We start from the raw sequence: 14,214 nt of genomic DNA on the forward strand, positions 1-14,214 counted from the left end.
TCCGCTCCCGCTGTTCCGGGCGGCTCGGCTGGTCCCGGCGGTTCCGCTGGTCCGGACGGTTCCGCTGGTCCTGGCGGCTCGGCTGGTCCCGGCGGTTCGGCTGGTTCGGACGGTTCCGCGTTCTGGCGGTTCCGCTGGTCCGGACGGTTCGGTTGGTTCGGACGGTTCGGCTGGTCCGGGCCTCGGATGATCGCATGCCGGCCGGCGAACCGTCGCCCGACGTCAGACCCGACCCGCCTCACGCACCGCGACCTCCACCCGCGCCGGATGCCGGTGCCTGACCGGAGTGAGCACCCCCACCAGCGCGATCACGACGACGGCGACCCCCGCCACCAGCGCGACCAGCGGAGTGCCGTGCCGCGAAGCCGCCAGCGTGAGCAAACCGGCGCCGATCGGTCCCAGCGCGAAATGGATCGTCCAGAAGGCCGAGGTGACCCGGCCGAGCAGATGGTCGGGTGTGATCTCCTGACGCAGCGACTGCGAGGAGATGCCGCCGATGGACTGGCTGAGGACGAACCCCGCCATGACCGCCGCGACCCCCGGTACGGCAGGGCCCAGCCCGGCGCAGGCGATCGCCACACCCGACAGGGCGATCGCGGTGATCCAGGTCGGGCCGAAGCCGAGCCGTCCCCGCACCCCTGCCACCGCCGCCGACCCCAGCAGCGCGCCGACGGCGCCGCAGGTGAGCACGACTCCGACGGCGTCGTCATTCTGGCCGAGATCGTTCTTCAGGTAGTAGATGACGATGTCGTCGAGCCCCGCCGTGAGGAAGATGTAGAACGTCAGCAGTATCGTCAGCCAGCGCAGCACCGGCTGGCGCCACAGGAACCTGGCCCCTTCGAGGAAGCCGCCGCGCTCGGCGGCGGTCGGCGCCTCGGCCGGGCGCAGCCGTACCAGGCACAGGCCGAGCGCCGAGACGGCGAAGCTCGCCGCGTCGACGCCGAGCGCCACGGTCGGGCCGAACCGATGGGAGGCGAGACCGGCCAGCGCGGGACCGCCGACGCTGGCCGCGGCGTAGACCGCGTACAGATGGCCGTTGGCACGCATCAGCTGGTCCTTGCCGACCAGGCGCGGCACCACCGTCACATAGGTGACCTGGAAGACCATCCCCAGCGCCGCGCCCGCCGGCACGACCACGTACAGCAGCCAGATCTGCGGCTCGACGATCCAGACCAGCGGGATGAGCGCATAGAGCGCGGCCCGCGCGACGTCACAGCCGATCAACAGCCGTCGCCGGTCCAGCCGGTCGGCGGCCAGCCCGGCGAACGCCCCCGCCACCAGGGAGGCCACCCCGGACAACGCGGTCATCATGCCCATCTGGACAACTGAACCGGTCTCCCGCAGCACCAGCAGCGGGATGGCGATCGTGGAGAAGGAGTCGCCCGCCACCGACAGCGCCTGGATCGCCAGAAAGATGGAGAAGTTCCTGTTGCGCCACAACGACACGCGGCAAGCCTTTCGTTCGGACCGGGATCTCGGCCCTAAGGGTCACCACACCCGCCTGCCCCACGTCCAACCGTTTTCCAGGCCGCTTCCAGGCCGCTTCCGGGCCGCTTCCCGGTCGGACGACCGCGGAGCGGCTGCCCTGTCGGCTGGTCCCGGCTCCGGCCGGCCCAGCCACGGGCACGCCGGCCGGCGCTCAAGGGCGCGACCGGGCGGGACAGGCGTGCCGGTCCGCGGCGGCGGCCGCCGGTGCTGCCCGACCACGGCTCCAAGGACGCCCCCAGCGCCACGGCCAGCACGGTCCGCACCACCTGGCGATGGCGCGCAGTCAGAGCCAGCCCGCGTCCTCCGCGATCCTGATCGCGTCGATCTTGTTCCTGGCGCCCGTCTTGGTGATCGCCCCGGTCAGATAGTTGCGCACGGTCCCCGCCGACAGGTGCAGCCGCGAGGCGATCTCCTCCGCCGTCGCCCCCCGGGCCGCCTCCGCCAGGACCGTGCGCTCCCGCGGGGTGAGCGGGCTCTCGCCGTACTCCATGGCCGAGGACACCAGGTCGGCGTCGAGCACCCGCAGCCCCGCCGCGGTCCTGCGGATGGCCTCGGCGAGCCGGTCGCCCGGGGCGTCCTTCACCAGGAACGCCTCGATACCCGACTCCAGCGCCCGCCGTACCTGGCCGGGCTGGCCCATCGCCGTCAGCACCAGGATCCGGCAGGACGGCAGCCGCGTGCGCAGGGTGGCGGCGGCGGTGATGCCGTCGACCACGGGCAGGTCGATGTCCACGATCGCCACGTCGGGCCGGACCCGCAGCGCCTCCGGCACGATCTCGTCGCCCCTGGTCACCTCGGCGACGACCTCGATGTCCGGTTCGAGGCGGAGGAGCGCGGTCAGGGCGGCCCTGATCATGTGCATGTCCTCGGCGAGCAGCACCCTGATCACGCGGGAACCTCCATGGTGAGGCGGAAGCCGTTCGCTTCCGTCGGCTCGGCGGTGACGGTGCCGCCCGCCTGGCTCGCCCGCTCGCTCAGGCCGGTCAGCCCGTTGCCCCTGGACATCGGGGAGCCGGGGGCGCCGTCGTTGACCACTTCCAGGCGTGCCGTGCCCGCCCTGACGGAGGTGCTGATCGAGCAGGTGGTCGCGCGGCTGTGCCGCAGGATGTTCGTGACGCCTTCGCGCACCCCCCAGGCCAGCGCCTCCTCCGAGGGACGGGGCAGCGCCGCGGCGGCCAGGTTGACCTGGCAGTCGACGCCCGAGGCGGCCAGCAGCGCCGTCGCCCGCTCGACCTCGCCGGACAGCGACATCTGCCGGAAGCCGCGTGCGACGTGCCGTACGTCCTGGACGGCCTCGCGGGCCACCTGCACCAGCTCGCCGACCTCGGTCCTGGCGGCGAGCGGGTCGCGCTCGACGAGCCTGGCGGCCAGATCGCCCTTCAGCGCGATCGCGGTGAGGCTGCGGCCGAGACCGTCGTGCAGGTCGCGGGAGATCCGCAGGCGCTCCTTGAGCACGGCCGCCTCGGCCAGTTCCGCCTTGGCCTGGTCCAGTTCCTTGGCCATCAGGGCGCTCCGGACCAGCGCGTAGATCATGACGCCGGTGCTGAAGACGGTGACGGCGTAGAAGAACGTCAGCGCCAGGTGCCCGCTGGTCGCCACGTAGATCTGCCAGCCCTGGTACGCCGTGGCCAGCCCCACCAGCGGCCAGGCGGCGCGCGGCGGCAGCAGGATCAGCAGCGATCCGGCCAGCAGCGGCGAGACGACGGCGGACCAGCCGTACGGGAGGACGAAGTCGGTCAGGTAGGTCGCGGCGGTCTGCATGACGAGGGTCAGCGGGAACAGCGGCGGCCGCTGGCCGCGCAGGCCCGCCCGCACGTGCAGGTAGTGGGTGACCCCGATGCACACGCCCGCCGCCATGGCCCACAGGCTCATGGGCACCGTGACGATGACGAGATAGGCCGACCAGAGGTAGAGCACGACGGCCATCACCGTGTAGCAGGCGGAGATCGTGGTGATCACGATGATCGCGAGGCGGCGGGCGGATTCTGATGTCATGGCGCGACCAATTATGACTTCCTGGGTTCCCATCGGAACCACAGGCGGACCGAGACCAGCGCGACGACCGCCCACACCGCCAGGTTCAGCAGCGGCAGGAGCAGACCTCCTTCTCCCGTGTAGGCGGCCCGCGCGCCCGCCACGAGGCCGCCGGTGGGCAGCAGGTCCAGGACGGTGCCCACCCACGCGGGCAGCAGCTTGACGACCGGCCCGAAACCGCCCGCGCCCACGCCCGCCAGCATGAACCACGGCATGGACATGACCGCCGCCACTTCCGCCCGGGAGATCACCGCCGTCCAGGCCGCGCCGAGCAGTGACAGCACCGAAACGCCCGCCACCAGGAACAGCACCAGCGCCAGCGGGTTGCGGGGGAGCGGCAGGCCCGCGACGGCGTAGAGCACCCCGCACACCACGAAGGCGAGCAGCACGGTCTGCGCGGAGATGTTGACCAGCTCGCCGCCGATGATCTCGCGGTCGTGCAGGCCCGTGGCGCGCATCCGCTTGAGGATCAGCTGGTCCCTGCGCGCGGTCAGCGTGACCGCCGCCTGCATGAACGCGGCCACCGTCAGCACCATGGCCAGCACGCCGAGATGCGTGTCCAGCACGACGCCCGGCACGCCCGGCCGCACCTTCGCCATCATGAACGGCAGACCGATGCCGAGCCCCAGTGACAACGCCACCGAGGTCGACAGCGCCACCTTGTCCCGCCAGTACAGCCGCCCGCCGAACCGGGCCACCGCCACGAACTCACGCATGGTCGATCCCTTCGAGAAACAGGTCTTCGAGCGACGCCGTCCGCACCTCGATGCCGCGCAACCGCAGGCCCTTGGCCGCCGCCCAGCTCAGCAGCTCCTGCGCGGCCAGATCCGGATCCTCCGCCCTGCACGTCGCCACGCCGCCCTCCATCGTCACCGGCAGCGGCAGGTCGCCCGGCGAGATGCCGGGAGGCAGCTCGAAGGAGACCCGTCCGGCCTGCGCGGCCAGCGTCTCCGCCATGCCGCCGGCAGCGACGATCTCGCCCCGATCCATGATCGCCATACGGCTCGCCAGGCGCTGCGCCTCGTCCAGGTAGTGGGTGGTCAGCAGGATGGTGGTGCCCGAGGCGGCGAGGTCGCGGACGACCTCCCAGGTGTTGCGCCGCGCCTCGGGATCCATCCCGGTGGTCGGCTCGTCCAGGAACAGCACGTCGGGACGGCCCAGCAGGGCCAGCGCCAGATCGAGCCTGCGCTTCTCGCCGCCCGACAGCTGCCGCACCTTCGTCGCCGACCGGTCCAGCAGGCCCGCCAGCTCCAGGGCCTCCCGCGTCGGCCGGGCCGAGGGGGTGAAGTCGCGCCACGAGTCGACGGTCTGGGCCACCGTGAGGTCAGGGAAGAACCCCGCCTCCTGCAGCATGATGCCGGTGCGGCGGCGCACCCCTCTCCGGTCCTTGCCGGGGTCGAGGCCGAGCACCCGCACCTCGCCCGCGTCGGCGCGCTGGAAGCCCGCCAGAACCTCGATCGTGGTCGTCTTGCCCGCGCCGTTCCTGCCGAGGAGCGCGAAGATCTCGCCCGGGACGGCCTCGAAGGAGATGCCCTTCACCGCCTGGAAGTCTCCGTAGCTCTTGGTGAGCCCGTTCACCTGGATCATGGGTCTGATTCTTCGGGCCGCGCTCGATGGCGGGCAGTGAAGAATTCATTCTTGTCACGCTTTCCGGCGCCGATGCGCCGGCGGAGGAGCCGCAGACACACCACGGGCCATCCCGCCTCGGCCTCCCCGCCCACTGGTCGCCCGCCTCTCGTGCGCCTGCCTCTCGTGCGCCCGCCCCTCGTGACAGGGCCTGAGATCACGCCGGTCCTCGGATGACCGGGTTCGGCGTCACACCGGCCCTCGCGTGAGCGGCGCTCGTCCACACCGGCCTTCGTGTGAGCGGCGCTCGTCCACACCGGCACTCGCCTGACCCGTCCGGAAAACGGTCCTTCGGCAACCGGATCCTGCAACCGGCCCCTGTGACCGGCCCTGGGACCGGTTCTCCGGCAGGCGGCTCTCGGGTAACCGGCGCTCCGGTGACCGGACCTTCTGGAAACGGGCCTTGAGTGACCGGTCTTTCTGCGACGGGTCCCTGGGACTCGCCCACGGCCGCGAGCGCGCGGGCAGGGTCAGACGATCAGCGTGTGGCGGGACGCGGTGTGGCGGGACGCGGTGTGGCGGGCTCCGTCGTAGGCGTCCCACGCCTTCACGAGCGCGTCGACCGCCGCCGTCAGCTCCTCCTTCGGGAACAGGAAGTGCAGCCGCATGTGGTCGGCATGCCCGCCCGCCGGGTCGAACGACCGGCCGGGCGGGATCGCCACCCCGTGCCGCAGCGCCACCTGGGCGAAGGTGTCGGCGTCGCCACGGGGCAGGCGGACCCAGATCGTCTGCCCGCCGAGTGCCGGGGCGAACTCCCACGACGGCAGCTTGGCCCGCAGCTCGCCCAGGAGGTGGTCGTGCTGCGCGCGCAGCACCGCGACGCGCGCCTGCCGTACCTCGTCGAGCCTGCGCAGCACCGCGACCGCCGCCAGCTGGGACAGCACGTCGCCCCCGAGGTCGTGGATGGCGCGGAGCCTGGCCAGCCGGGCGGCCAGCGGGGCGGCGGCGCGGATCCAGCCGACGCGCAGTCCGCCCCACACGAGCTTGCTCAGTGACGCGATGGTCACGACCTGCTCGCCCGGGGTGAAGGCGGCGAGCGGGGGCGGGGTGTCGCCCGCGAAGCACAGCTCGGCGCAGACCTCGTCGTCGATGAGCGGGACGTCGTGCGCCGCGGCCGAGACGGCCAGCCTTCCGCGCTCCGCCGTATCCATGATCGCGCCGGTGGGGTTGCTGGCCGTGGGCGTGACGTAGATCAGGGCGGGCCGGCCGCCCGCGTCGACGCCCGCCCGGACGACCGCGGCGGCGTGCCGGAACACCTCCAGCGCGCCCGGATAGGTGGGCGTCTCGGTCTGGACGGTGTCACCGGGGTTGACCAGCAGGCCGGTGAGCAGGGTCAGCGCCTGCTGCGCGCCGGTGGTGACGATGACCTGGCCGGCGTCGGTGGGCAGGCCGCGCCCGGTGTAGTAGGCGGCTACCGCGGTGCGGAGGGCGGGATGCCCGGCGGGGTGGTAGCCGAGGTCACGCCGGGGCAGCATCGACACGGCCTCGCCGAAGGCCTCGGCCAGCAACGGCGGCGGCTCGTCGGGCGCGGCGCAGGTCAGCAGCGTGACCCCGTCCGGCGGGTGGAGGATGTGCGACAGCAGCGGGTTGGAGCCCACCTCGTTGGTGGCGCGTGTGGCGGGCAGGTCGGCGCTGGCCACACGGGTGCCGCTGCCTCTGCGCCTGACGACGCGCCCCTCCTGCTGGAGCAGGTCGTAGGCGGCGACCACGGTGCCCCTCGCCACCGCCAGCCCCCCGGCGAGCACCCGGTCGGGCGGTAGCGGAGCCCCGGGCGGCAGCAGCCCGTCATCGATGAGATCGCGCAGCCGGGCGGCGAGCAGCAGGTAGAGCGGGCCGCGTCCGGACGCCCACCGGCCGAGGAGATCCGCGAGATTGGCCTCATCCATGGACCAATTATGGATGATTGGCTCTGACATCCCGCCGTCAGAACGGCGATCCTTGTCGGTATGAGCCAACTGCGTCCCGAGACCCGTGCCGTCCACCTGCCCAAGCCCGTGATCAGCGGAAGCGTGCCGATCACCGTGCCGATCTACCAGACGTCCGGGTTCGTGTTCGACGACCCCGAGGTCTTCGCCGACGGCATGGGCAGGCCCGACGGAGCCTTCGTGTACGGCAGGCTCTCCAACCCCACGGTGCGCTCGCTGGAGGAGGCCGTCGCCGGTCTGGAGGGTGGCGTCGCGGCCGTCGCCACCGCCTCGGGCATGGGCGCGATCAACTCGGTCCTGCTCGGCCTGCTCAAGCCCGGCGACCACCTGATCGCCCAGAAGGCGCTGTACGGCGGGACCGCCGCGATGATCAACGACATGGTGGCCCGCTTCGGCATCTCCGTCACCTACGTCGCCGAGGACGACCCCGCGGCCCTGCGTGCGGCCGTACGGCCCGAGACCAAGCTCGTCTACCTGGAGACCATCGCCAACCCGGTCTGCCAGGTCGCCGACCTGCCCGCGATGTGCGCGGCGGCCAAGGACCTCGGCCTGCTGTCCGTCGTCGACAACACCTTCGCCTCGCCCGTGCTCTGCCGTCCCCTCGAGCACGGCGCGGACATCGTGATCCACTCGACCACGAAGTACCTGTCGGGGCACACCGACGTGATCGGCGGCATCGCCGTCGTCGCCGACGAGGAACTTCACCGCACGGTGTGGCACTTCGCGATCGAACTGGGCTCGACCCCCGACCCGTTCGCCGCGTGGCTGACCCTGCGTGGCATGCAGACGCTGCCGCTGCGGATGGAGCGCCACTGCGCCAACACCCGCGTGCTGGCCACCAGGCTCGCCGAGCACCCCGCCGTCAGCGCCGTGCACTGGCCCGGCCTGCCCTCGCACCCGTCGCACGACGTGGCCGTCAAGCTGCTGCCCGAGTTCGGGGGAGTGTTCTCGTTCGACCTCGCGGGTGGTCGGGCGGCCGGCGAGAGGTTCATGGCGGCGTTGCGGCTGGCGCTGCTCGCGCCCTCGCTCGGTGGCGTGGAGACGCTGGTGTTGCACCCGGCCACGACCTCGCACAGGTCGCTGAGCGCGGAGGAACTGGGACGGCACGGCATCTCCGAGGGCACGGTGCGGGTGGCGGTCGGGATCGAGCACGCCGAGGACCTCTGGGCCGACTTCGCCCAGGCCCTGGACGCGGCCCGCTGAGACGGCGGCTTCGGGCGGATCGGAAGCGACTCGCGGAGAAGCACGGCCTCAGGCGTTCCGAGGGGACCCGCGGAGGGGCGCTTCGGGCCGATCGATGGGACCTGCTGAGGGGTGGCTTCCGGCGTTCCGACAGGCCCCGCAGAGAGGGGCGGCTTCGGGCGGATCGATGGGACCTGTTGAGGGGTGGCTTCCGGTGTTCGGGCAGGACCTGCGGAGAGGGGCGGCTTCGGGCGGGCGGAAGTGAACTCGCGGAGAGGGGCGGCTTCGGGCGGACCGACGGGTTTCACGGTGGCGGGGCTGTCCCGGCCGAAGGCGAGGTCTCCGCACCCTGGTTCAGGCGGAGCCCACCAGGTACGCCTCGCGGACCCAGGCCGCGAACTCCTCGTCGAGGTCCTCGCAGTGGCGCAGGTGGAACCGGTGCACGTAGAGACGGTCGGTGTAGCGCGTGGCCCCGCCGAAGCGGCGGTCGTGGACGATCCGGCGCAGGCCGAGATAGCCGGTCAGGCCGTGGGCAGTGGTGCGGGCTCCGGCGAAGTCACGGCGCCCGCGGAAGGTCATCGAGGTGGCGGACCTGACGCAGGTCACGGGACCACAGGATTCCACCAGTTCGACGAAGCGTTCGCGCAGGTTCGATTCCATGTTCGGAAAGCTACTCGACGGCGCCGACGATTTGACGTGACGCTTAGGCGTTGAGGAAACTTCCTCAGTGCTGCCGACTCTCCGGGCGCTCGCCAGCGAGCCGAGGTTGCTGATCCTCGACTGGCTCAAGGACCCCGTCGCCCATTTCCCGCCGCAGGTCGACGGCGATCTGATGGAGGACGGCGTCTGTTCGATCTTCATCGCGACCAAGCTCGGCATGACACAGCCGAGCGCCTCGGCGCACCTGAAGATCCTGGAAAGGGCAGGGCTGATCCGGGGCACGAAGATCAAGCAGTGGGTCTTCTACCGGCGCGACGAGGCACGGATAGCCGAGCTGAAGCGAACGATCGAGCGGGAGCTGTGATGGCGGTTTCGTATGACGACGTGCTGGCGGCGGCGGACAGGATCAGGGGTCGCGTGCTGCGGACCCCGGTCGTCGAGGTCGGCGAAGGGCTGTTCCTCAAACTGGAGACGCTGCAGCACTCCGGCTCCTTCAAGGTGCGGGGGGCGTTCAACAGGATGCTGTCGGCCACCGTGCCGGACGCGGGCGTGATCGCCGCCAGCGGCGGCAACCACGGGCTCGCGGTGGCCTACGCGGCCAGGGCCCTCGGGCTGCGGGCCGAGATCTTCGTACCCGAGGTCTCCAGTCCCGTGAAGGTGGCGGGGCTGCGGGCGCTCGGCGCCGACGTCACACAGACGGGGGCGATCTACTCCGAGGCCGCGGAGGCGGCGGCCAAACGGGCGGCCGAGACCGGGGCGCTCGAGGTGCACGCCTACGATCACCCCGACGTGGTCGCGGGGCAGGGCACGCTCGGGCTCGAACTGATGGAGCAGACGGGCGGCGTGGACACGATCCTGATCGCGGTCGGCGGCGGCGGTTTCGTGGCAGGCGTCACCGTAGGCTCGGGCGCGTCCCAGGGCGCGCCGGTGGTCGTCGCGGTCGAGCCCGAGCGCTGCCCCACGCTTCACGAGGCGCTGAAGGAGGGACGGCCCGTCCCCGTCGCCGTGAGCGGGGTAGCGGCCGACGCGCTGGGCGCCAGCCGCCTCGGCGACGTGGCCTACGGCATCGTCGAGCGGGCGGGCGTCAGGAGCCTGCTGGTGTCCGACGACGCGATCGAGGCCGCGCGGCGTACGTTGTGGGCGGAGTACAGGATCGCCGCCGAGCACGCCGGTGCGACCGCGTACGCGGCGTTGCTGTCCGGCGCCTACGAGCGGGCGCCCGGTGAGCGGGTCGCGGTCGTGCTGTGCGGGTCCAACACCGACCCCGCCACCCTCGGGTAGCTTGTCGGGCCCCGGTCCGACCCGGCGGCGGTGGGTGGGTTCGTGCTGCCGGTCGCGGCCTGGCGGGCTGGGGTGCGTCCTGTGCGGCGGGTAGGCCCGGCAGCCCAGGCGGGTGGGCCAGCGCGGCCGGCAGGGGAGCCGGAGGGCTGGGCTGTTCCTCGGGGAGGCGGGCCGGTCGCATGTTCGGGGCCGGCCCGCCTTCACCGCGTCAGCTGTAGGCGTGTTCGGCCGCAGGGAACACTCCCGCGGCCACCTCGGTGGCGAAGGAGCGGACCGCCCTGTCCATCTCCGCGCCCAGATCCGAGTACGTCTTGACGAACTTGGCCGGCTTCGCCGTCAGACCCATCAGGTCCTGCCAGACCAGCACCTGCGCGTCCGTGCCGACCCCCGCCCCGATGCCGATCGTCGGGATGGCCAGCGACGTGGTGACCCGCTCGGCCAGTTCGGCCGGCACGCACTCCAGCACCACCGCGAAGGCCCCCGCCTGCTCCAGGGCCTTGGCGTCGGCCATGAGCTCGTCGCCCGCCTGGCCGCGGCCCTGCACCCGGTAGCCGCCGAAGGCGTTGACCGACTGGGGTGTCAGCCCGAGGTGCGCCATGACCGGCACGCCCGCCGAGACCAGGTGTTCGACCTGCGGCAGGACCCTGCGTCCGCCCTCCAGCTTGACGGCGTGCGCTCCGGCTTCCTTCATGAAGCGCGCCGCCGACTCCAGCGCCTGCGCGGGGGAGGACTGGTAGGAGCCGAACGGCAGGTCGGCCACGACCAGCGCCCGCGAGGAGCCGCGCACCACGGCCGCGGTCAGCGGCAGCAGGTCGTCGACGGAGACGGGGAGCGTGGAGTCGTAGCCGTAGACGACCATCGCCGCCGAGTCGCCGACGAGCAGGACGGGGATGCCCGCCTCGTCGAACACGCGGGCCGTCATCGCGTCGTAGGCGGTCAGCATCGGCCACTTCTCGCCGCGCTCCTTGGCCGCCGCGAGGTCGCGGACGGTGACCCTGCGCCCGAGAGCGCCGCCGTACAGGGAAGAGGACATGGGTGTAACCCTCCTGAGCCGTCTCGAGTCGCCCCAGTGGCGTACCCGGACCTCTCCGATGATGACATGCGGCCCGAAGTGTCGGTGCCTGACGAGAGAATGGGGCCGGAGGTAAGCAATAAAAATGGCAATCGAACCTTACCGGCGTCTGCTCGCGATCCCCGGTGTCCGTACGTTGTTGCTGGTCGGCATGCTGGCCAGGATCCCCGCCACGGCGACCGCCATGGCGTTGACGCTGCATGTCGTGAACGGCTTGAAATTCGGGTTCGCCGAGGCGGGCGTGGTCGCCATGGCCAGCACCGTGGGCATGGCCGTCGGCTCGCCGCTGTCGGGAAGGTTCGTCGACAGGCACGGGCTGCGTCCGGTGCTGGCCGTCACGACGGTCGCCCAGGTGGCGTTCTGGTCGACGGCGTGGCTGCTGCCGTTCGCGGTGCTGGTGCCGGCGGCGGGCGTGGCCGGGTTGCTGGCCCTGCCGATCTTCAGCGTGATCCGGCAGTGCCTGGCCGCGATGGTTCCCGTCGAGCAGCGCAGGATGGGCTTCTCGCTCGACTCCATCATGGTCGAGCTGTCGTACATGACCGGTCCCGCGCTCGCCGTCGCCGGCATCACCACGCTGGGCAGCACGTGGACGATGTCGCTGATCGCCGCCGGGCTGGCGTGCGCGGGCACGGGGCTCCTGGTGCTGAACCCGCCCATCAGGTCCGAGGCGGAGCTGGAGGCGGCGCAGGAGAAGGTCTCGCGTCGCCAGTGGCTGACCCCCTCGCTCGTCGCGCTGCTCGGCACGGTCACCGCGGCCACGTTCGTCCTCACCGCCACCGAGCTGTCGCTGGTGGCCACGATCGAGCACGCCGGCCAGACCCGGTGGATCGGTCTGGCCGTGGCCGTCTGGTGCGTCTACTCGCTCATCGGCGGTTTCGTGTACGGCGGGCTGCCCCGCGGCTTCCCCACCCTCCTGCTGACCGGCCTGATGGGCGCGCTCACCATCCCCGTCGGTCTGGTCGGCGGTGACTGGCGGTGGCTGGTGGTGGCGCTGCTGCCCGCCGGCGTGCTGTGCGCGCCCGCCCTGTCGTCGTCGGTCGACACCCTCAGCAGGTGGACCCCCGCGGCGGCTCGCGGCGAGGCCATGGGCCTGCACGGCACCGCCCTGCTGATCGGCGGTGCCGCGTCGGCGCCGATCGCCGGAGCCGTCATCGACGCCCACGGACCCAGCTGGGCGTTCGCCCTGGCGGGGCTGGTGGCCGTGGTGATGGTGCTGGTGGCGCTGCCGTTCTGGAAGCGGACGCCGCAGCCGGAGACGGCCGCCGAGCGGGAGCCGGAGCCCGAGCGCGTGCACGCGTGACTCCCGTTCGGCCTGGTTATGAAACGCAACCGTTGCGTATCGGAATTCGTTGCGCTACGGTTGCGTTGCGAAACTAAGCCGTATCGAAATGTGGAGTCCCCATGAAACCAGAGACCGGCCACCCCCGCCGGTGGGCGATCCTCGGCGTCCTCGTCTTCAGCCTCCTGGCTGTCGTGCTGGACAACACCATCCTGAACGTCGCGATGAAGACCATCGCCGACCCCGTCGAAGGGCTGGGGGCGACGCAGGCCGAGCTGGAGTGGGCGATCAACTCCTACACTCTCGTCTTCGCGGGCCTGCTGTTCACCTTCGGCGTGATCGGTGACCGTACCGGCCGCAAGCGGATGTTGTTCATCGGCATGTTGTTGTTCGGCCTGGCCTCGCTGGCCAGCGCGTACTCCCAGGATCCGATGCAGCTGATCCTCGCGCGCGCCGCGATGGGCATCGGCGGCGCGGCGATCATGCCGGCGACATTGGCCATCATCTCCAACGTCTTCCCGCCGCACGAGCGCGGCAAGGCCATCGGCTACTGGGCCGGCGGCGTCGGCCTGGCCGTCGCGGTCGGCCCGATCACCGGTGGCTTCCTCATCCAGCACTTCTGGTGGGGCTCGGTGTTCCTGATCAACGTCCCCATCGTGCTGATCAGCATGATCCTCATCGGCACCATCGTCCCCGAGTCGCGTGACCCCAGGCCGTCGAAGCTCGACCCCGTCGGTGTGATCCTGTCGATCGTCGGCCTGGTCGCCGTCGTCTACGGCATCATCCGCATGGGCGAGCTCGCCACGGTCGCCAGCGCGGAGGTGCTCGTCCCGACCGTCTTCGGCGTGCTCGTCCTGGCCGGCTTCGTCTGGTGGGAGCGGCGCATCGACCACCCCGCCTTCGACGTGCGCAACTTCGGCAACGTCCGCTTCAGCTCGGCCATCGGCATGATGGGCATCGTCTTCTTCGCGATGATGGGCGGGATGTTCTTCCTGACGTTCTACATCCAGATCGTCAGGGGGTTCAGCCCGATGCAGGCGGGCGCGCTGATGATCCCGTTCGCCGCCGCGCAGCTGATCTTCGCGCCGCTGAGCCAGCGGGTGAACGAGCGCTTCGGCGCCAAGTCCTCCGCGGTGGCCAGCATGATCGTGGTCACCCTCGCCCTGGTCAGCTACTCGCTCTTCGACAGGACCACCCCGATCTGGCTGATGGAGGTCGTCTTCTTCGTCCAGGGCGCCGCGATGGCCAACATCATGCCGCCCGCGACCACCGCGATCATGGAGTCGCTGCCGAGGGAGAAGGCGGGCGTCGGCTCGGCCATGAGCAACACCGTCCGCCAGGTGGCCGGCGCGCTGGGCGTGGCCGTGCTCGGCTCGCTGCTGTCGTCGACCTACCGCGGCGAGATCGCCCCCGCGCTCACCGCCCTTCCCGAGGGTGTACGGCACGCGGCCGGCGAGTCCATCATGGCCACGGTGGGCCTGGCCGGCGGCAACCCCGCCGTCCTGAACACCGCCTTCGACGCCTTCATCGACGGCATGCACACCACGGCCCTGGTCTCCGCGGCCATCGCCCTGGTCGGCGTGGTGGTCGTGGCGGTCTGGATGCCGGGCAAGGCGCGCCTGGTCGCCAAGGTGGAAGAGAAGGAACCAGCGGTAGTCTGAGGCTGC

At 71.6% G+C, this 14,214-nt stretch carries 13 protein-coding genes; 5 read left to right on the plus strand and 8 right to left on the minus strand.

Features of this window, described 5'->3' with window-relative positions; genetic code table 11:
- Positions 1 to 222: 222 nt before the first annotated feature.
- From ACWENQ_RS04480 to ACWENQ_RS04505, 6 genes are all read right to left on the minus strand, one after another.
- Positions 223 to 1,446, minus strand: coding sequence for an MFS transporter (locus ACWENQ_RS04480; protein ID WP_452412865.1), 1,224 nt, complete (start codon positions 1,444 to 1,446; stop codon positions 223 to 225).
- 325 nt (positions 1,447 to 1,771) lie between these two features.
- Complete coding sequence (locus ACWENQ_RS04485; RefSeq protein ID WP_354912958.1) at positions 1,772 to 2,377, minus strand: response regulator transcription factor; 606 nt, start codon at positions 2,375 to 2,377, stop codon at positions 1,772 to 1,774.
- Positions 2,374 to 3,483 carry a sensor histidine kinase gene (locus tag ACWENQ_RS04490; protein WP_452412866.1) on the minus strand — a complete coding sequence of 370 codons (1,110 nt, stop codon included), beginning with the start codon at positions 3,481 to 3,483 and terminating at the stop codon, positions 2,374 to 2,376. Before ACWENQ_RS04490 ends, ACWENQ_RS04485 begins: the two co-directional genes overlap by 4 nt.
- Before the next feature lie 11 nt (positions 3,484 to 3,494).
- Positions 3,495 to 4,238 (minus strand): ABC transporter permease, encoded by a 744-nt coding sequence (locus ACWENQ_RS04495; RefSeq protein ID WP_452412867.1) that lies wholly within the window; start codon positions 4,236 to 4,238, stop codon positions 3,495 to 3,497.
- Positions 4,231 to 5,109: an ATP-binding cassette domain-containing protein gene (locus ACWENQ_RS04500; protein WP_452412868.1), complete on the minus strand. Its 879-nt coding sequence runs from the start codon at positions 5,107 to 5,109 to the stop codon at positions 4,231 to 4,233. The genes ACWENQ_RS04495 and ACWENQ_RS04500 overlap by 8 nt, the downstream gene beginning before the upstream one ends.
- Positions 5,110 to 5,618: 509 nt before the next feature.
- Positions 5,619 to 7,034 (minus strand): aminotransferase-like domain-containing protein, encoded by a 1,416-nt coding sequence (locus tag ACWENQ_RS04505; protein ID WP_452412869.1) that lies wholly within the window; start codon positions 7,032 to 7,034, stop codon positions 5,619 to 5,621.
- Between the two features lie 60 nt (positions 7,035 to 7,094).
- On the opposite strand from ACWENQ_RS04505, the gene ACWENQ_RS04510 reads away from it, so the two are divergent.
- Positions 7,095 to 8,276, plus strand: coding sequence for a trans-sulfuration enzyme family protein (locus ACWENQ_RS04510; RefSeq protein ID WP_452412870.1), 1,182 nt, complete (start codon positions 7,095 to 7,097; stop codon positions 8,274 to 8,276).
- A gap of 333 nt (positions 8,277 to 8,609) precedes the next feature.
- Here ACWENQ_RS04510 and ACWENQ_RS04515 read toward each other — a convergent pair whose 3' ends face one another.
- Positions 8,610 to 8,915: a hypothetical protein gene (locus ACWENQ_RS04515; protein WP_449916267.1), complete on the minus strand. Its 306-nt coding sequence runs from the start codon at positions 8,913 to 8,915 to the stop codon at positions 8,610 to 8,612.
- Positions 8,916 to 8,982: 67 nt separating this feature from the next.
- Here ACWENQ_RS04515 and ACWENQ_RS04520 point away from each other — a divergent pair, with 67 nt between their 5' ends.
- Both ACWENQ_RS04520 and ACWENQ_RS04525 read left to right on the plus strand, forming a co-directional pair.
- The gene (locus ACWENQ_RS04520; RefSeq protein WP_449916265.1) at positions 8,983 to 9,279 is read left to right on the plus strand and encodes an ArsR/SmtB family transcription factor; all 297 of its coding nucleotides are present in this window, start codon (positions 8,983 to 8,985) and stop codon (positions 9,277 to 9,279) included.
- Positions 9,279 to 10,196 (plus strand): threonine/serine dehydratase, encoded by a 918-nt coding sequence (locus tag ACWENQ_RS04525; protein WP_449916262.1) that lies wholly within the window; start codon positions 9,279 to 9,281, stop codon positions 10,194 to 10,196. Before ACWENQ_RS04520 ends, ACWENQ_RS04525 begins: the two co-directional genes overlap by 1 nt.
- 208 nt (positions 10,197 to 10,404) lie before the next feature.
- Here the strand turns inward: ACWENQ_RS04525 and panB are convergent, their stop codons facing one another.
- Positions 10,405 to 11,229 (minus strand): 3-methyl-2-oxobutanoate hydroxymethyltransferase, encoded by an 825-nt coding sequence (panB, locus tag ACWENQ_RS04530; RefSeq protein WP_354912940.1) that lies wholly within the window; start codon positions 11,227 to 11,229, stop codon positions 10,405 to 10,407.
- A gap of 124 nt (positions 11,230 to 11,353) precedes the next feature.
- Here panB and ACWENQ_RS04535 point away from each other — a divergent pair, with 124 nt between their 5' ends.
- Positions 11,354 to 12,568, plus strand: a complete 1,215-nt coding sequence (locus ACWENQ_RS04535; protein WP_449916259.1) for an MFS transporter — start codon at positions 11,354 to 11,356, stop codon at positions 12,566 to 12,568.
- Positions 12,569 to 12,669: 101 nt separating this feature from the next.
- Positions 12,670 to 14,208, plus strand: coding sequence for an MFS transporter (locus ACWENQ_RS04540; RefSeq protein WP_452412871.1), 1,539 nt, complete (start codon positions 12,670 to 12,672; stop codon positions 14,206 to 14,208).
- Positions 14,209 to 14,214: the final 6 nt, after the last annotated feature.

It is taken from the genome of Nonomuraea sp. NPDC004354, assembly GCF_053602555.1.